Origin of the sequence: Nocardiopsis camelliae, assembly GCF_028993595.1 — a bacterium.
GTDB lineage: Bacteria > Actinomycetota > Actinomycetes > Streptosporangiales > Streptosporangiaceae > Nocardiopsis > Nocardiopsis dassonvillei.
On sequence record NZ_CP118614.1, the window covers coordinates 2234074 to 2251077 of the forward strand.

At 68.7% G+C, this 17004-nt stretch carries 15 protein-coding genes; 7 read left to right on the forward strand and 8 right to left on the reverse strand.

Annotation, left to right across the window (positions count from 1 at the left end):
- The first annotated feature begins 4 nt into the window (after nucleotides 1-4).
- The 6 genes from cas7c (at nucleotide 5) to PV789_RS29875 (ending at nucleotide 6517) form a co-directional block, all read left to right on the forward strand.
- On the forward strand, nucleotides 5-892 hold the full coding sequence (gene cas7c, locus PV789_RS09835) for a type I-C CRISPR-associated protein Cas7/Csd2 (RefSeq protein WP_274977126.1): 888 nt from the start codon (nucleotides 5-7) through the stop codon (nucleotides 890-892).
- On the forward strand, nucleotides 889-1557 hold the full coding sequence (cas4, locus tag PV789_RS09840) for a CRISPR-associated protein Cas4 (protein ID WP_274977127.1): 669 nt from the start codon (nucleotides 889-891) through the stop codon (nucleotides 1555-1557). The genes cas7c and cas4 overlap by 4 nt, the downstream gene beginning before the upstream one ends.
- Nucleotides 1550-2572: a type I-C CRISPR-associated endonuclease Cas1c gene (gene cas1c, locus PV789_RS09845; protein WP_274977128.1), complete on the forward strand. Its 1023-nt coding sequence runs from the start codon at nucleotides 1550-1552 to the stop codon at nucleotides 2570-2572. Before cas4 ends, cas1c begins: the two co-directional genes overlap by 8 nt.
- Entirely contained in the window at nucleotides 2572-2862 is a 291-nt protein-coding gene (cas2, locus tag PV789_RS09850) for a CRISPR-associated endonuclease Cas2 (RefSeq protein WP_017563146.1), read from the forward strand. The genes cas1c and cas2 overlap by 1 nt, the downstream gene beginning before the upstream one ends.
- A 3004-nt stretch (nucleotides 2863-5866) precedes the next feature.
- Nucleotides 5867-6136, forward strand: a complete 270-nt coding sequence (locus tag PV789_RS29870) for a hypothetical protein (protein WP_498049120.1) — start codon at nucleotides 5867-5869, stop codon at nucleotides 6134-6136.
- Between the two features lie 237 nt (nucleotides 6137-6373).
- Nucleotides 6374-6517 carry a hypothetical protein gene (locus PV789_RS29875; RefSeq protein ID WP_498049122.1) on the forward strand — a complete coding sequence of 48 codons (144 nt, stop codon included), beginning with the start codon at nucleotides 6374-6376 and terminating at the stop codon, nucleotides 6515-6517.
- A gap of 363 nt (nucleotides 6518-6880) precedes the next feature.
- On the opposite strand, the gene PV789_RS09855 is transcribed toward PV789_RS29875, so the two are convergent.
- From PV789_RS09855 to PV789_RS09885, 7 genes are all read right to left on the reverse strand, one after another.
- Complete coding sequence (locus PV789_RS09855; protein ID WP_274977129.1) at nucleotides 6881-7723, reverse strand: CPBP family intramembrane glutamic endopeptidase; 843 nt, start codon at nucleotides 7721-7723, stop codon at nucleotides 6881-6883.
- A gap of 63 nt (nucleotides 7724-7786) precedes the next feature.
- Nucleotides 7787-8173 (reverse strand): hypothetical protein, encoded by a 387-nt coding sequence (locus PV789_RS09860; protein WP_274977130.1) that lies wholly within the window; start codon nucleotides 8171-8173, stop codon nucleotides 7787-7789.
- Entirely contained in the window at nucleotides 8170-11070 is a 2901-nt protein-coding gene (locus tag PV789_RS09865; RefSeq protein ID WP_274977131.1) for a type I polyketide synthase, read from the reverse strand. Before PV789_RS09865 ends, PV789_RS09860 begins: the two co-directional genes overlap by 4 nt.
- A complete protein-coding gene (locus tag PV789_RS09870; RefSeq protein WP_212643364.1) occupies nucleotides 11067-11792 on the reverse strand; it encodes a methyltransferase domain-containing protein in 726 nt (241 codons plus the stop codon). Before PV789_RS09870 ends, PV789_RS09865 begins: the two co-directional genes overlap by 4 nt.
- A 41-nt stretch (nucleotides 11793-11833) precedes the next feature.
- Nucleotides 11834-13153, reverse strand: a complete 1320-nt coding sequence (locus PV789_RS09875; RefSeq protein ID WP_212643365.1) for a hypothetical protein — start codon at nucleotides 13151-13153, stop codon at nucleotides 11834-11836.
- Complete coding sequence (locus PV789_RS09880; protein WP_212643366.1) at nucleotides 13150-13953, reverse strand: DUF742 domain-containing protein; 804 nt, start codon at nucleotides 13951-13953, stop codon at nucleotides 13150-13152. The genes PV789_RS09875 and PV789_RS09880 overlap by 4 nt, the downstream gene beginning before the upstream one ends.
- Nucleotides 13950-14438 (reverse strand): roadblock/LC7 domain-containing protein, encoded by a 489-nt coding sequence (locus tag PV789_RS09885; protein ID WP_212643367.1) that lies wholly within the window; start codon nucleotides 14436-14438, stop codon nucleotides 13950-13952. Before PV789_RS09885 ends, PV789_RS09880 begins: the two co-directional genes overlap by 4 nt.
- Before the next feature lie 297 nt (nucleotides 14439-14735).
- On the opposite strand from PV789_RS09885, the gene PV789_RS09890 reads away from it, so the two are divergent.
- Nucleotides 14736-16094 carry a helix-turn-helix domain-containing protein gene (locus PV789_RS09890; protein ID WP_274977132.1) on the forward strand — a complete coding sequence of 453 codons (1359 nt, stop codon included), beginning with the start codon at nucleotides 14736-14738 and terminating at the stop codon, nucleotides 16092-16094.
- A gap of 2 nt (nucleotides 16095-16096) precedes the next feature.
- On the opposite strand, the gene PV789_RS09895 is transcribed toward PV789_RS09890, so the two are convergent.
- On the reverse strand, nucleotides 16097-16996 hold the full coding sequence (locus PV789_RS09895) for a phosphotransferase enzyme family protein (protein ID WP_212643369.1): 900 nt from the start codon (nucleotides 16994-16996) through the stop codon (nucleotides 16097-16099).
- Nucleotides 16997-17004 lie beyond the last annotated feature (8 nt).

Here is a 17004-nt window from a genome sequence, read left to right on the forward strand (position 1 = left end):
TCAGATGAACACGACCACTCGCACCCACCTGGACCCCAGCCGCAAACACGACTTCGTGTTCCTCTTCGACGTGCGCGACGGCAACCCCAACGGTGACCCTGACGCAGGCGGGATGCCTCGCACGGATCCGGAGACCGGCCAGGGACTGGTCACTGACGTAGCCATCAAGCGCAAGATCCGTAACATGGTCTCCCTCCTCGGTGAAGGCCAGGAAGGCTACGACATCTACGTTGAGGCCGGAGTTTCCCTCAACTCCCAGCACGAGCGTGCCTACCAGGCACTGAACCTGGACACCGACAAGTCCAAGAAGCGGGTGAGTGAGCCTCAGGCCCGTGACTGGATGTGCTCCACCTTCTTCGACGTGCGCATGTTCGGAGCGGTCATGACCACCGGGAAGAAACACGCCGGACGCGTTCAGGGGCCCTTGCAGCTCTCCTTCTCCCGTTCCGTGGACGAGGTGTTGCCGCAGACGCACGGCATCACCCGCATCACCCAGACCAGGGAAGAGGACGTCGCTAAAGGCGAAAGCACCGAGATGGGAACCAAGAACACCCTGCACTACGGGCTTTTCCGCGGACACGGCCACTTCAGCGCTCCCTTGGCGCGCCGCACCGGAGTCACCGAACAGGACCTGGAGGTCTTTTGGCGCGCGATGACCCTGATGTTTGAGCATGACCGGGCTTCCAGCCGTGGAGAGATGGCCCTGCGCGGCCTGTACGTGTTCACCCACGCTGACGCCTTCGGCACCGCCCCCGCACACGAACTGCTGGAACGGGTGACCGTGACCGCCCTGGATTCCTCCGCCCCGGCGCGCTCCTTCGACGCTTACAAGGTGCAGGTGAGCGACAACGATCTGCCCGAGGGCGTCACCCTGACCCGGATCATCGGGTGAGGAGCACCTACGCGCGTTCTGGTGCCGAGAGGGAGCTGACACCGGTTGCCCTCTCGGCCCTGGAGCACTACGAATACTGTCCCAGGCAGGCCGGACTGATCCTGCTTGAAGACAGCTACGCCGACGATGTCTCCACCGTGCGTGGCACCCTCCTCCACCACCGTGTCCACGAACCGGGTCAGGACAACCGCCCAGGCGTGCGTACCTTGCGCGCACTGCCTGTGTGGCATCACGAACTGGGTCTGACAGGGGTGTGTGACGTCGTCGAAATCTATGACGACGGCACCGTTCTGCCGGTGGAACACAAATCCGGCTCATACCAACCCGCTGGTCCAGCAGATCTTCAAGTGGCCGGGCAAGCCCTGTGCCTGGAAGAGCGTCTCGACGTCACCATCGAGACTGCGGTTGTCTACTCATCGGCCGACCGCAGACGCCATGAAGTGCGTGTGGACACGGAGCTGCGTCAGCGCGTGGCTGCCACAGCAGCCCATGTACGCCAGGTCATGGAACAGATGGCGCTCCCGGCGCCCGCCGCTGACAAACGCTGCCGACGCTGTTCCATGAACATCCTGTGTATGCCCAAGGTCCTGGCCAACCACAAGAAACTGAACACCTTGCACGGCGACCTGTTCGCCCCATCCCCGGAAGCAGACTGGGATGACTGAGCTTCTCAACACCCTCTACGTCCAAACCCCCGGTACTTCACTGCACCTGAACCATGACACTGTCCGCATTGTCATTCCCGACACACCTCAACGACATGTGCTTCCACTTCGGAGGTTGGAGTCGATCGTGGTGATGGGCAACGTTCAGATCAGTTCCCAGTTGATGTCGCGTTGCGCAGAGGATGGCCGCCCCATCGTGTGGATGAGCGGTGGAGGGCGTTTTCTCAACCGCACCGACGGTCCCACCCGCGGCAACGTCCTGCTGCGACACGCCCAACACCTGGCCCACGCCGATCCGGAGAAACGCCTGGCGATCGCTCAAGCCTGTATCGCGGGGAAGATCCAAAACAGCCGCCAGGTGGTGCTGAGAGGCGCCAGAGACGCAACCACCCACAAAGATCAGCTCAGGCAGGTAGCTCAAGCACTGGCAGAGTCCTTGACGGAGCTTCCACGCACCCCGGATGTGGAGTCGGTGTTCGGGGTGGAGGGCAACGCCGCACGCATCTATTTCGAAGCATTCTCGTTGATGCTGCGTAAAGACACCGGAATTGCCTTTCTTGGACGGATCAAGCGTCCTCCGACGGATCCGGCCAACGCTTTGCTGTCCTTCCTCTACGGACTGACGCGCTCCATGGTGCACGGTGCCTGCGAGCAGGTCGGTCTCGACCCCTACATCGGTTTCCTGCATGGCCTGCGTCCCGGCAAACCCGCCCTGGCTCTAGATCTGATGGAGGAGTTGCGACCGGTGTGCGCGGACCGGCTCGCGTTGACCCTGGTCAACAGAAAGCAGGTCGGTGTCGAGCACTTCGAGACGCTGCCGGGCGGAGCCGTGCAGCTCACCGAAGAAGGACGCAAGCTGGTACTCGCCCAGTGGCAGGCGCACCGTAAGAAGGAGTTCTCTCACCGCCTTCTGGGAAGAAAGGTGCCGGTGGCGCTCTTGCCCTCGACCCAAGCGCGTCTGCTGGCCAGGCACCTGCGTGGGGACATGCCTTCCTACCTTCCCTGGACGTTGTGATGGAGCTGTTGGTCACCTACGACGTATCCACCATCGATACAGAGGGAGAGCGACGTCTGCGTCAGGTCGCCAAGCTCTGCGAGGGATATGGGCTACGCGTGCAGAAGTCCGTTTTCGAGGTGGTGTGCACCGCTGCGGACCTGTTGAAGCTGACGGACGCGATCGGGCGGATTATCGATGACACCCAGGACAGCATCCGCATCTATCGGGTTCCGAAGGGCACCTTCGGTGCTGTGGGCACGTTGGGGATCGCGCAGCGGTTGCCACACGCAGAGTCCTTGGTGCTGTAGTTGGGAACCTCAAGCGATCATCGAATCCCAGGGAGGTTCCTAACGAGCTTTGTGTGTTTGTGTAGGGGAAAGTCTGTTTTCGGTATGATGTTTGGTGTCTCTGGCCAGCGTGTTTTTCCTGTTCAGAGGCCGTGGCAGCCGCTCTCCGGAGCGGCTGAGGATCGCAACCGCATCCCCTGGGCCGGCCCCCGATTGGTCTAGTAGGTGGCAGCCGCTCTCCGGAGCGGCTGAGGATCGCAACGTGTTGTGCGGTGGTGGCGGGGGCCCGGGGCGGCCGGTGGCAGCCGCTCTCCGGAGCGGCTGAGGATCGCAACATCTCCGAGGACACCCCGGCCCCCGGCGGGTGGAGGTGGCAGCCGCTCTCCGGAGCGGCTGAGGATCGCAACTCCCCAGCGCGGAAAGCCACGGAGACGAGTCGAGAGTGGCAGCCGCTCTCCGGAGCGGCTGAGGATCGCAACAGATTACCGACACCCTGACCATCAGCGCGACACGGGTGGCAGCCGCTCTCCGGAGCGGCTGAGGATCGCAACATGCTCGCCCCCGAGCGCGACGAGTGGCCGCTCCAGTGGCAGCCGCTCTCCGGAGCGGCTGAGGATCGCAACCCGGGGCCCGCGTTGAGCGACGCGGCCCCGTAGGCGTGGCAGCCGCTCTCCGGAGCGGCTGAGGATCGCAACGTGTTGTGGGTGGCGGGGGCCCGGGGCGGCCCCCGGTGTGGCAGCCGCTCTCCGGAGCGGCTGAGGATCGCAACCGAGAAGGAGAAGCTTCTTCAGCTCGCCCGTGAAGCGTGGCAGCCGCTCTCCGGAGCGGCTGAGGATCGCAACTCCCCAGCGCGGAAAGCCACGGAGACGAGTCGAGAGTGGCAGCCGCTCTCCGGAGCGGCTGAGGATCGCAACAGATTACCGACACCCTGACCATCAGCGCGACACGGGTGGCAGCCGCTCTCCGGAGCGGCTGAGGATCGCAACATGCTCGCCCCCGAGCGCGACGAGTGGCCGCTCCAGTGGCAGCCGCTCTCCGGAGCGGCTGAGGATCGCAACCTCGGATAGGCCCCGCCCCGGGGCGCTCCTGTCAGTGGCAGCCGCTCTCCGGAGCGGCTGAGGATCGCAACCGCTGTGGTGTTGTCAACCGGGCCCCGAGGGGCCCGTGGCAGCCGCTCTCCGGAGCGGCTGAGGATCGCAACTATCTCCTTCGAGGGGCCCGCCCCGCCGACGAGGCGGTGGCAGCCGCTCTCCGGAGCGGCTGAGGATCGCAACAACTCCGGCGGCGGCCCCATCGGAGAGTCGGGGGTGGTGGCAGCCGCTCTCCGGAGCGGCTGAGGATCGCAACTCCAGTGTCTCGGAAAACCGGTGGATCTATCCGGGGTGGCAGCCGCTCTCCGGAGCGGCTGAGGATCGCAACCCCTTTCCCGGGGGTTGGGGGCGGGGCCGACGAGGCGTGGCAGCCGCTCTCCGGAGCGGCTGAGGATCGCAACATGACCACGGAGGCCGCCGCGCAGGCGATGTTGCCGGTGGCAGCCGCTCTCCGGAGCGGCTGAGGATCGCAACGTCCCCGCCCTGCCCGCCCGCACCGCCTCCCAGGCGTGGCAGCCGCTCTCCGGAGCGGCTGAGGATCGCAACCTCCAGGCCGTGTTGGAGGAGTTCCAGCGGTGGGAGTGGCAGCCGCTCTCCGGAGCGGCTGAGGATCGCAACGCCGACACCGACGGCAGCGACCCGGTCAGCGGGAAGTGGCAGCCGCTCTCCGGAGCGGCTGAGGATCGCAACCCCGAACTGTTCCCATCGGCGCAGGTCAGCGATGGTGGCAGCCGTCCTCCGGGGCGGCTGAGGATCGCAACATGTAGTGGGCGTGCTTGACCAGGGTGTCCGCGATGGTGGCAGCCGTCCTCCGGGGCGGCTGAGGATCGCAACATTTCGTCGGCACCCGCGCCATAAGCGGCGGTAGTGTGGCAGCCGTCCTTCGGGTCGGCTGAGGATCGCAACTCCGAGCACGAGACCGACCCCGACAACCCCTTGTTGGTGGCAGTCGCCCCCCGGGGCGGCTGAGGATCGCAACCTTCACGCCCTTACGGAGGGCGGGGTAGTCCAGAGCGTGGCAGCCGTCCTCCGGGGCGGCTGAGGATCGCAACCTCGGTGCCGTGTGGATGGCCTGGCAAGGCTTGATGTGGCAGCCGTCCTCTGGGGCGGCTGAGGATCGCAACGCGGCGGCGCTGGTGCCTGCGGTGATGCAGGTGTCGTGGCAGCCGTCCTCCGGGGCGGCTGAGGATCGCAACCACGTCCATCCCGGGCGTGATCACGCCGGGGGCCAGGTGGCAGCCGTCCTTCGGGGCGGCTGAGGATCGCAACCTCTCCAGTGAGGTCACGATCTGCCACGCCTGATCGTGGCAGCCGTCCTCTGGGGCGGCTGAGGATCGCAACGATCTCCTCGACCGGCACGGTTACGACCGCGCCCCCGGTGGCAGTCGCCCTCCGGGGCGGCTGAGGAGCGCAACGATGATCATGGCTTCCTTACGGATCGCAGGTACCTAGTGGCAGCCGCTCTCCGGAGCGGCTGAGGATCGCAACCGGGGTGGCCAGGTGCAGACACTCGGTCTGCCCGATGTGGCAGCCGCTCTCCGGAGCGGCTGAGGATCGTAACCGTCCGCCAGCCGGATGAAATCCGGGCCCCGGTCGAGTGGCAGCCGCCCTCCGGGGCGGCTGAGGATCGCAACGTGGTGCTGCGTGACGGAGACCGCCGGAGGGTGAAGGTGGCAGTCGCCCTCCGGGGAGGCTGAGGATCGCAACTTGGCAGATCTGAGGCAGCATGGCATCACCTGAACGTGGCAGTCGCCCTCCAGGGCGGCTGAGGATCGCAACGTGGAACAGGGCCTTGGCCGGTCGCTGACCCCGAAGTGGCAGTCGCCCTCCGGGGCGGCTGAGGATCGCAACTGGTAGGCGCGCACCGCGGCCTCGGTGCCGGGCCCGGTGGCAGTCGCCCCCCGGGGCGGCTGAGGATCGCAACGTCTACGTAGGTGTACACGCGCTGGCCGCCCCGCCAGTGGCAGTCGCCCTCCGGGGCGGCAGAGGCTCGCAACCACATCGGCGACAACAACGTCATCAGCAACTCCACGTGGCAGCCGTCCTCCGGGGTGGCTGAGGATCGCAACACCCAGCAGGTCGTCGTGCCGCAGGTGCGCGCCGTGTGGCAGCCGCTCTCCAGAGCGGCTGAGGATCGCAACCTCGTCCAGCGGTCCGGGGACGCCGTGGACACGGCCGTGGCAGCCGCTCTCCAGAGCGGCTGAGGATCGCAACGCTCAGGACGAAGTGGGCGGTGATGGGGTTCGCGCGGTGGCAGCCGCCCTCCGGGGCAGCTGAGGATTGCAACGGCATCCCGACCTACCCCCGTCACCTGGCCCCGCGGTGGCAGTCGCCCTCCGGGGTGGCTGAGGACCGCAACGGAGGAGGACACGCTGTACGCCGACGTGACGCCCCGTGCCAGCCGCCCTCCGGGTGGCTGAGGATCGCAACCCCGTGTCGGGGTGGCCGCTGACGTGGTCGGGGAGTGGCAGCCGCCCTTCGGGGCGGCTGAGGGGCGCAACGCCGCGGCCCGCGACGCCGACGCACCCGGGGGCGCGTGGCAGCTGCCCTCCGGGGTGGCTGAGGATCGCAACGCGACGATGTAGGCCAGGAACTCCTGAAACTGCGGGTGGCAGCCACCCTCCGGGGCGGCTGAGGATCGCAACGACTTCGTCCCCGCGGATGGGACCGAGGCGCCGGAGGTGGCAGCCGCTCTTCGGATTGGCTGAGTATCGCAATGCCACCCCCGAGGATCAGTACCGAGGGTTGACCGAGGTGGCAGACGAACAGGATCCGGATCTGGAGCAGTGGGGTCATGCACGGTCGGCGGTCTTCGAGGAATCGATGGAAGCACAGGAAAAGAGGCGAGGGGACGAGGGCGGTCCCACCTCTGGTGAGGCGGGACCGCGCGATACGGCTCTTCCCAAGGAAAAGGAAGGGGAGGGCGGAGGAGGCCGCAACTCGTGGGGTCAGCCGAAGGTCGCGGGCCAGGTGATGACCAGGGTGGAGAAGGCGAGGTTGTAGGCGGCGTGGGCGAGGATCACCGGCCACAGCCGACCGGTGCGGCGGTAGAGCCACACGATGACCAGCGCCGCCGGGACCAAGGCGAGCACGGGCAGCCCGTAGGTGAGGTGGTAGGCGACCTTGGCCAGGACCGCGAGGGTGTAGACCTCCCACGCCGGACGCTGGGCCGCGGTGAGCAGCACGACCAGGAGCCCGACCACGATCGGCTCCTCCACGAGCGCGGTGGTGACCTGGGCGGGACCGAGCATCAGCGAGGTCCAGACGGCGTCGGAGCGGTCCTCGATCACCGGCCCGCCGACCGCGGCCTCGGGCATGAGGGCGCTCAGCAGGCTCATGCCGACCATCCAGGCCACGATGGCGGCGAAGGCGCAGACGAACACCCGCCACCCCTGCGCGCGGTACTGTGCGGTTCCCTTCTGCTGGCTGGTGCGGTTGAACACCGCCGCGATGGGCATGCGCAGCCAGCGGCACACCAGCCACAGGCAGCCGAACGTCAACCCCAGCAGCACGGCGTGCATGATCCACTGCGACAGGGCCAGGGCCCAGAAGGTGTCGGCGTTGGGCGCCGGGAAGCGAGGAGCGGCTTGGTCGGTGAGCGTGGCCACCACGATTCCGGCCAGGGGGTAGCCGAACACGACCAGGTAGACCACGGCCAGCACGGGGTAGGCGGCCCACGCTGAGACCTGTCGGGGTTGGAGGAGCAGTTCGGCCGGTACCCGCTCAGGGATGGGCCACCATCGCCGCCCAGGACTGGTGGGCGGGGCGCCGGTGGAACTTTGGGTGTGCATCGGTGGATTGTCCTTGAAAAGTCGTTTCGGGAAGGGGAAAGAGAAAGGTGTTCAGGCTGCGCTTCAGGTGCGGATGATGGTGTGCGACCGGGTGACCAGGGTGGGGTTGGCGCCCTGGTGGCGGGTGTTCGCGGCTGGGGAACCGACCCGGTCACCGGTCTTGCTGAGCAGGCGCATCATCTCCGCGAGCCCACCTTCGATATCCACTTCGGTGTCGCCCTCGAAGAAGGCCAGCTCCTGCCACCAGCGGCGTCCCTTCCGCATGAGGTGCGCCTGGATGCGGCGGTCCTGTTTGGCGGAGGAGATGGTGACGCGGTACCCGTGTGAACACGCGGTGATGGTGGTGTCCACGGTGGCGCGCCGTCCATGGGCGGCCAGGTGACGGATCAGCGCGGGTGCGTTTTCCAGGTCTCTGTCACTCAAGGTCTGGTGCGCGTCGGTATCAGTCATCGTGTGCATTTCTTGTCGTGGCGGGCGGGTCCGGACACGGAGGCCAGGAGGGCGCTCAGGGTGGCGGCGACCTGCCGCCAGGTGCGTGCGGGCAGGAACACCTGGATGTCCACTCCGCGCCAGGCCGGGATGCGGCGCAGCCGGGAGGTGAGCGCGAGGAGTGTGTGGCTCCCCAGCGGAAGGTCGGCCCATGAGGAGGTTGGGTCGAGGCCGCAGGGCAGGTGCACGAGCCGCGCCACCTCGGCCGCTAGGTAGGCCTCCACTTCACCGGGAACCGGGGCGCGGATCGGGCTCTCCTCGACCGCCGGGCCGGGAGCCCCGGCGTGGTTCCACCCGGGGGCGATGACCAGGTTCGGGTGGGCGCGGTGGGTGGGCCCGGTGGGGGTGATGCCGAGGGTGTAGAGCTCTCCGACGGCGCGGGCCAGTCCAGTGGGGTCGGAGGTGGCGGCCACGGTGTGGTGGGCGCTGTCGACGGTGTGGGTGATGTGCTCGACCAGCAGTGCCTTGGGGCCGATCTCCAGGAACACCACCGGCCCGCCGGGGATGTCAACGGCTCGGTGGAGAGCGTCGGTGAACCGCACCGGCTGTCGGGCCTGCGCGGCCCAGTACGCCGTCCCCCACATCTCCGCCTCGGCCGTGCCCTCGTGCGGGTAGGCGGTGGAGATGATCGGTACCCGGGGCGCCTGGACACGCAGCCCGAACAGGGCCTGTTCCAGTGCGGAGACGAGTGGATCCACAGCGGGGGAGTGGGCGGGGATGACATCGGCCACCGGTCTGCTCCACACCCCTTCGGAGTCCAGGGCGGCGTGCAGGTGCAGCAGGTCCCCGTGTGGTCCGGCGACGACCTGGACCCGCGGAGCGCTGTAGGAGGCGATGGACACCCGCCCGTCGTAGGCGGCCAAGAACTCACCGGTCTCCTCGACCCCGGCGCGGACGGCCAAGAGTCCGCCCGCCTCGGTCAGCCCGCCCAGCAGGCGGCTGCGGTGGGCGAGCACCCGCGCGGCCGAATCCAGGGGCAGGGCCCCGGCGGTGTGGGCGGCGGCGATCTCCCCGACCGAGTGCCCCAGAACCAGGTCCGGGACGATGCCGCGGTCGGCCAGCAGCGCGGTGAGCGCGACCTGGGCGAGGAAGGTGCAGTGCTGGGCGTCGGTGAAGGACGTGATGCCCTGGCCCGGCTCCCACACCGGATAGCCCGTGTGCTCAGCCAGCTTCTCCCGGGCCTCGTGGAGAACGTGGGCGAAGGCGGGTACGCGCAGCAGTTCGGCTCCGGCGTCCGGGTGGTGGCCGCCGTGCCCGGTGTAGACGAACACCGTCTGTGGTCGGAGGTCAGCCGCGCGGCCAGGGTCGACCACGTCGGCGTTGGGTGCGCCGTCTTGGATGCTGCGCAGTCCCTGGACCAGGGTGCCCAGGTCGGCGGCGACCACAGCGGCCCGGTGCCGGTGGTGGGGGCCGTGAGCAAGGCAAGTGTCGGCGACGGTGCCCACCGATCGGCCCTGCGGGGCGCGTTCAGCCAGGCGTTCGGCGGCCGAGGCGAGCGCGGCCGGGCTGTGCGCGGAGACCAGCACGGTCTCGGGCAACGGCATCGGATCCTGCTCCAACGGCGGCTCCACTGCGGGCACCTGGGTGATGACGGCATGGGCGTTCGCGCCACCGAACCCGAAGCTGCTCACCCCGGCCACACGGGTCCTCTCCTGCCCGGGGTCCTCACCCGTGGGCCAGTCCTCCACGGTGGTGGGCACCCGCACCAGCCCTTCCAACCGGTGGCGCAGGGTGCGGTGGTGCAGGGTCGGCGGGATTTGGCCGTGGTGGACGGCCAGCGCGGCGACCATCACCCCCAGCGCTCCGGCGCCGCCTTCGAGGTGGCCCAGCGCGGCCTTGACCGACCCCACCGGCACAGGCGTGCCCCGGCCCAGAGCCTCGGCGAGGGCGATCGCCTCGATACGGTCCCCGGCGCGGGTGCCGGTGCCGTGCGCCTGCGCCCACCCCACCCGGTCCGGGTGGACGGCGGCATCGGCCAGGGCCTGGCGGATCACCGCTGTTTGGCGTTCGGCGCGCGGGCGCAGCAGGTGCCGGGAGGCGCCTCCGTGGCCGATGGCGGTCCCGGCCACCTGCGCCCACACCCGACGCCCCTGCTCGCGCGCCCGCTCGGCGCGCGTGAGGACGAGCACCACCGTGCCCTCCGAGCGCACGTACCCGGCAGCCTGGGCGTCGAAGGGGCGGCACCGCCCGTCCCAGGCGAGCACACCGGCCTCGACGAAGCTGGCGGTGATGACCGGGCTGGTGAGGATGTTGGTTCCGGCGACGACCGCGGTCTCCACCGCTCCGGCGCGCAGGTCGCGCACCGCGTAGTGCAACGCGGTCAACGAGGAGGAGCAGGCGGTGTCGAAGGTCAGCGACGGTCCCGACAGGTCCAGCAGGAAGGAGACGCGGTTGGCCAGGATCGCCATCCCGGCCCCGGAACCGGTATGAGTTCCGGCCCGGTGCCCGGCACCGAAGTTCACGCTGGCCTGGTCGGTGCTGGCCGCCCCCACGTACACCCCCGTCGCCGACTCAGCCAGCGAGGAGGGGCGCAGTGAGGCGTCGGCGAGCGCTTCGTAGATGGTCTCCAGCAGGAGCTTCTGCTGGGGGTCCATCTCCGCGGCCTCGTCCGGGCCGATGCCGAAGAACTCCCGGTCGAAGGCGTCGACGTCGACCACCCCGGCGGGGAACGGCTGGCCGGGGACCTGGTCGGGGTGCAGGTGCTTAACCATCTGCTTCCACCGGTGCTCGGGGATGCGGGTGACGCAGTCCCGTCCTTCGAGCAGCGCCTCCCACAGGCCAGCTGGGGAGATGATGCCGCCGGGGAGGCGGCATCCCATGCCGACGATCGCCACGGGTTCACGGTTGGTGGTGGTCATCGGCGCGGCCCCTTCGCCACCCACACCCCGGCCGCTCCCATGACGCTCACCTGCACGTCGGTGAAGTGCAGACTCAGCATGTGCCGGAGTTCCACGAACCGGTCACCGTGGTTGTTGAGCACGGTCGGCTCGGCCTTGTTGTAGACACGCTGCAACCGGCGGGCGAGCCAGTTGTTGCGGGTGAAGGGATCCTCCAAGCCGAGCAGGGTGGAGCCGATGAACACCCCGCCGGGCGCCAGAACCCGGGCGATCTCGGAGAAGGGCGTGTGCTTGGCGAACAGCGAGGCGCCCTCGACGCAGTGCAGCACATGGAACATCGCCACCGACCCCACCGCCTCGTCGGTCAGCGGCCACGGACGGGAGAGTACGTCGTGCTGATGGGTGCTCACCTGGGCGCGCTCGCCCAGCAAGCGCGCACACCGTTCCAACGGTGCCGCGTGCAGGTCCAGAAGGTGGATCTGGCGCAGACGCGGTGAGAGCGGCACACCATCCGGGCCGACGGGGTCGGGGGCGTTGACCAGGAAGTGGCCGTCGGCCGGGCCGACCTCCAGGTGCGAGGCGGCCAAGTGGCGGGCATAGAGGGCCGCGATCGCGGTGTTGTCGACCTTCCACGCGAGCCGGTGGGACAGCCCCACGACCAAGCGGCGGTACCGCTGGAGGTTGCGGTGGCTGTACAGCTTCGGGTTGGGGGTGGATCTCGGAGGGGAGGCGTTTTCGGGCATGGTGAAGCAGGTCCTTCGTGCCGGGGGTGAGGGAAAAGGGGTCAGGGCGAGAGGAGGCGGGCCATGCGCGCGGGGTCGTCCAGTCCGGCGGCCCAGGCGTTGGCGCCTTCAGGGATGGCCACGGTCTCGGCGAAGGCCGTCAGCAGGGCCCCAGGCAGAGAGCCGTTCCAGTAGCCGGTGACGAACTCGCCGAAGCCGCTGGTGTACTGGCCGTGCCGAGCCCAGTACGCCTCCCACGCTCCGGTGAGGAAGTCTCCGTCCAAGGGGCCGTTGAGGTGGCGCTGCTGCCGGATCTGGTCGCGGACGGTGGTGGCCACCAGAACGGAAGCCCCCGCTCCCTGACCGGAGGCGTGCTCCACCGTCACCGTGGCGTCGCCGATGCCCAGAACCGGCGTTCCGCCCACAACGGCGACCGGGTGCCGTACCCGGGGGCGGATGTGGCGTACCAGCTCCGAGCGGGGAACCACGCTGGCCTTGGCGCACTGCTCGGCCACGTCGGGCGCCAGCACTCCTAGACGAGGCAGCACATGGTTCCAGGCGTTGCGCGCGTGGTGGCCGTGCCGGGAAGGCAGTCCCGCCGCGGTGGCGGCGTTCGCCTTCTGGCCCAGAGCGGGCGTGGGGTCCAGGTCCGTGCCAGGGCGTGCGAGCACCTGTACACACACCGCCCAGAAGGGCGCGACGTCGACAGGGGCTTCGCCAGCCCCCGACAGCTCCCGGACCTGGCTCGGGCTGAGCACGTCGTGCGTCAGCGCCGGGTAGACCAGCACCTCTCCTTCCGGGTGGGTGATGACCTGGATGTCGGCGTCCCCAGGGGCACGGTCGAACCCGTCCAGGTGCACCTGTACCGCTACCCGGTCCGTGGCACCGCCGACACGGCGCTCATCCGGGGCGAAGAGTCGGCCCAGGTCGCTGTCCACACCGGGGGCGACCACGACCAGGTCATACATCCCGGAGGCGGCGAAGGAGGCCACGTCCGCGACGGTGCAGGTCTTGACGTAGACCCCGCCGCCCAGCGCTTCGAAGCGCTGCAACCAGTACGCGGTCTTCAGCCGGTGGTCGACGGCGGTGGCCGCCGCGGGTAGTTCGGCCCTGAACTCCCACGGCCGATCCGCGGAGGCCATCGCCATGCGCACGCTCTGCGCCTTCGGCGCGGTGGCGGCCCACAGGTCCAGCCCCAGGGAGCGCTCGGCCGCGCGAACCGACGGCAGGGTGATCTGGGTGAGCCCGGCCGGGCCGCCCAGGAGTTCGGGGGTGGAGTGGCGGGTGAACACGTCCACGCGCCAGCCGTCCGCCAACAGCCCGGTGCCCAACGTCAGGGCAGAGTGCCCGGAGCCGAAGATCACCGCACGGGGCTGGTTCATCGGTGGCCTCCGTTCTCCAGGTATGTGCACAGGTCCATCAGCCCTTCGGCGCTGGCGGTGGACGAGCCCAGATCGGCGGCCACCACCGGGTCAACGTCATCGGCCAGGCCTGCGGCTGCGCGGAGTTGTTCAGGGGTGGGTTCCGCGCCGTCGTGTACGGGGACCAGAGCCACCAGCGTGACTCCCAGAGCGCGCAGGACCGCGATCCGGTCCGCGGTGTGAGCGGGCTCGGTGGGGTCGGCGATCACCAGGGCTCCGAAGGCGTCCCGGCACAGGTCCGCCCATGACGGGTGGTGCGCCTCCACCGCCACACCGAGCCCCAGCAGGTGCAGGTCCTCAGCGATCCGGGCCACCGCGACATCCACACCGCACCCCGGGTCTAGAGGAAAGGGCTCCCTCCTGGTCAGGTGCGCGAGACATCGGCGCACCTGCTCGGGTTGGCCTCCCACGACGAGCAGCTTGGCCACGCGCGGAACGGGGCCCTCGGCCGGCCCACCGCAGGCCCACGAACGCAGACGTGCCGCCAGCGCGGGAGAACGCACGATCCGAAGCAGGTCCACCTGGGCCAGGTCGCAGACCAGCACACCGGCCAACGCCGGAGAGAAGCCCAACCGGGCCGCGAGTTCGGCGACCGTCACGGGGTGCTCCGCATCAAGGCAGAGCCGCCACACCGAGACGGCCGGCTCGGGCAGGTCGGGCTGGTAGGAAGCCGGTATGGACGGAGTGGCCCGCACCAACGTGTCCATGAGCACCCGTGTACCGGGCCGCACCGTCAGCGGTGCGGGTGCGATCGTGCTCATCCCCGCCCCTCGTCTCCGCTGGCCTGGTGAATGAACGGGCGCGGCTGGCGCGGGAGGAGGTGCTGGACGGATCCGGCGAACAGCGTCAGGGCACGGGCCGTCTCACGCAACGACGCCGCATCGTCCACCACGAGCGCTGCTGTGGCCTCGTCGGTGAGCGGGGCGATCACGACCGCGCCGCTCCGGTAGCGCACCAGCACGGTTTCCACTTCTCCCCGCTTGTGCTGGCGTCCGGCTTCCCTGGAGAACAGGTGCAGGCCGTTGAGTGCGGCGGTGGCCCGCTCGGCTTGGACCTGGTCCATCCCGGCGCGGGCCAGGTGCAGCCCGTCGCGGCCGAACACCACGCCGCCCAGCGCCCGGGTGTCCTCCAGAAGCTGGACGAGCGCCTGCACCAGGGCACGGTCGCGTTGCTCCCCGTCCGGGTACGTCGTGTCAGGGGCGGACCAGAGGTGGGAACGCTCTGTCCCTGTTGCTGCTGCGGTCATACACGGCAGTGTGGTTTCGCTCGGAGGGAGAACCTATGCGTGCGAGGTTAAGCGCGGCGTTCGAATAATGCGTGCCGTTCGATTTCCGGGTCATGACGAGGAGAAAGCTCTCCTGGCGCACCTGGCTGGTTTCCGAAGGCGCTGAAAAGGAATCGGATTCACCGCTACTGTGAGGGCGTCTCGTTACGCCCCCAGGTGACGGAGGAGGCTCCGATGTGCGGGAACTGCGGACGCCCGCGCCATGACGGGCGAGGAGCGTGCCACTGCATTCCGGCCTGGGTGTGGCAGGACCCGGAGATGGTCGACGCGGTCCGGGAACGCGACGCCCGGGCAGTGGTGCGGTTCCTTCGACGCCGAGTGCCTTCGCTGACGCAGGAAGCGCTGGCGAGCATGTGTGGAGTGGCGCAGAGCACCATCACCCGGGCTGAGGCTGGGAAGGGACTCACCGACCGTCGCAAGGCCATAGAAGCCCTGCGGGGACTCGGCGCACCTCTGGAGACACTGCCTTCTGCGGCTCCTACCGTGCGGATGACTGATGACCGCGCTTCCTCGGATGCTGATCTGTTCACCGAATCCGTGCAGGAAGCGGTCAGACAGGCAGGAACGCTGTGGGACGCCGATCTTTCACAGCGCATTCCTGATAACTGGCCCATGATGCAGGCGGAACGCCTGAGCACGCCCCTGCTCCGGTGGTTGGTCGCACCCCCAGCCCTCATCGGTACCGAAGCCGATGCCCAGCTCAACGTCACCGAGGACGACGTCCACGCCATCACGCGAGCCTGCGACCTCTTCGAGACTCTGGATCATGAGTTTGGAGGCGGACACGCACGAACCGCAGCCGTCCAGTACCTGACCAGTGAGGTCGCACCCCTGTTGCGGGGCCGCTTCACCCCACAGGTGGGCAGAGCGCTCTTCTCCGCGAGCGCTCGCTTCGCCGCCAAGACGGGAGCCATGGCTTATGACGCGGGGCTGCACGCCTTGGGCCGCCGCTACTTCCTCCAATCCCTGAACCTGGCCCACCTTGGGTCGAACCGCCTGCTGGGGGCGAAGGCGCTCGCCCTACTCAGCCACCAGGCCAACTTCCTCGGTGACTTCCGCAGCGCGGTCGATCTCGCCCGTACCGCCAAGGCCGGTACCGGTGCCCAGGCCACCCCCGCTATCCGAGCCATGCTCGCCGCCATGGAGGCCCGAGGACTGGCCTCCCTTGGAGAGGAACGCGCCTGCGCCAGCGCGCTGAAGGAGATGGAGAACGCCTTCGCCGCTATCGACAATGAACAGGAACCCGCCTGGATGGGGTACTTCAACTCCTCCGAGATGGCCGACGAGTTCGCGCACTGCTTCCACGACCTTGGACGAGGTCCACAGGCGGTCGAACACGCACAGAGGTCTATCGCGCTGGCACCCACCAGCTTCCGGCGCAGTCGTACCTTCGCCGGTCTGGTACGGGCGGGAGCTCACCTGATGACCCCGGCCAAGGACATCGAAGCCGCCTGCACGGTCGCGCGGCACACCATCGAGGCTGCCAGCCGACTGCGCTCGGCCCGCGTCCACGCCTACATCACGCGCTTCCAAGCCAGCCTGGAACCCTATGCCACGACCCGCCCCGTACGGGAGTTCCAGGAGTTCCTCGTCGACTCTCCGTTGGCGCGGCCCTGAAGTCAGGTTCCGGGCTGCCACCGCTTGAGGCCGCAGGCCTGGTCCAGGGAAGCGATGCGGCTTCGAGCCTCGGGCAGAAGGTGCGGCTCCCGTCCGGTGCGGGCACACAACCACGCCGTCATCCGCAGCTCCCGAACCGCGGCCATGGTCTCGAACTCCGACCACTCCCGGACGTCCCAGCCGTAGGCCGTGACGAACCCCGCGTACTCGGCGGCGGTGTACCAGCCCAAGCGCTCGTACACCGCTGCCACGACGAGATCCCATTCGCGAAGCCCGTTGCTGAAGCGCTCAAGGTCGAGGACCACCGGTTTCCCGTTCTGGTCCTGCACGATGTTCTTGCGGTGGGCGTCGCCGTGGACAGGACCAGGAGGAAGCACGGGCTCCAGATGCACGTAGGCGTTACGCAGGCGATCGAGCCGGTGGCGGAGGAAAGACTTCTCCCCGGGTTCCAGGTACGACTGGTCGATGTAGTCCTCGGTCCCGTCGAGGGGGTCCAAGGACGGAAGCTCCGTGTCCGGAGGGTCCTTCAGCTCATGCAGCCGACGTAGGACCGTGCCGATGACATCGGGCGATGCTGGTCGGACGCCCGGAACGTACTTCCACACGGTGATCGCCCAACCTTCACGCAGAAGGGGGCCGTCCATGCCGTTGACCGCTTGGACGGCGGGGACATCGCTGTCGTGCAGCCACCTGGCCAGACGTAGCTCCCGTCGCGCCCGGTCATAGCTGCTACCAGCACAGATACGAAGGACGAGCTGCTCGCGGGGGAGTAGCGCGGAGGCGTTCTCACCCACGGGCCCGAGGATGTGTGCGTCCAGGTACGACCAGGAGAACTCGGCTGCCGTGCGGGCCGCGGTGCGCAGCGCGGTCTCAGCCGTAAGAGAGGGAGAGGGTTCGGCCACGCTGCCAC

Coding starts and splice junctions, on each gene's coding strand:
- PV789_RS09875 (WP_212643365.1), bottom strand. CDS start 13,153: ATGAACCAGCCCCGTGCGGTGATCTTCGGCTCCGGGCACTCTGCCCTG.
- PV789_RS09880 (WP_212643366.1), bottom strand. CDS start 13,953: ATGAGCACGATCGCACCCGCACCGCTGACGGTGCGGCCCGGTACACGG.
- cas2 (WP_017563146.1), top strand. CDS start 2,572: ATGGAGCTGTTGGTCACCTACGACGTATCCACCATCGATACAGAGGGA.
- PV789_RS09865 (WP_274977131.1), bottom strand. CDS start 11,070: ATGACCACCACCAACCGTGAACCCGTGGCGATCGTCGGCATGGGATGC.
- PV789_RS09860 (WP_274977130.1), bottom strand. CDS start 8,173: ATGACTGATACCGACGCGCACCAGACCTTGAGTGACAGAGACCTGGAA.
- cas7c (WP_274977126.1), top strand. CDS start 5: ATGAACACGACCACTCGCACCCACCTGGACCCCAGCCGCAAACACGAC.
- PV789_RS09885 (WP_212643367.1), bottom strand. CDS start 14,438: ATGACCGCAGCAGCAACAGGGACAGAGCGTTCCCACCTCTGGTCCGCC.
- PV789_RS09890 (WP_274977132.1), top strand. CDS start 14,736: ATGGTCGACGCGGTCCGGGAACGCGACGCCCGGGCAGTGGTGCGGTTC.
- PV789_RS09855 (WP_274977129.1), bottom strand. CDS start 7,723: ATGCACACCCAAAGTTCCACCGGCGCCCCGCCCACCAGTCCTGGGCGG.
- PV789_RS09870 (WP_212643364.1), bottom strand. CDS start 11,792: ATGCCCGAAAACGCCTCCCCTCCGAGATCCACCCCCAACCCGAAGCTG.
- cas1c (WP_274977128.1), top strand. CDS start 1,550: ATGACTGAGCTTCTCAACACCCTCTACGTCCAAACCCCCGGTACTTCA.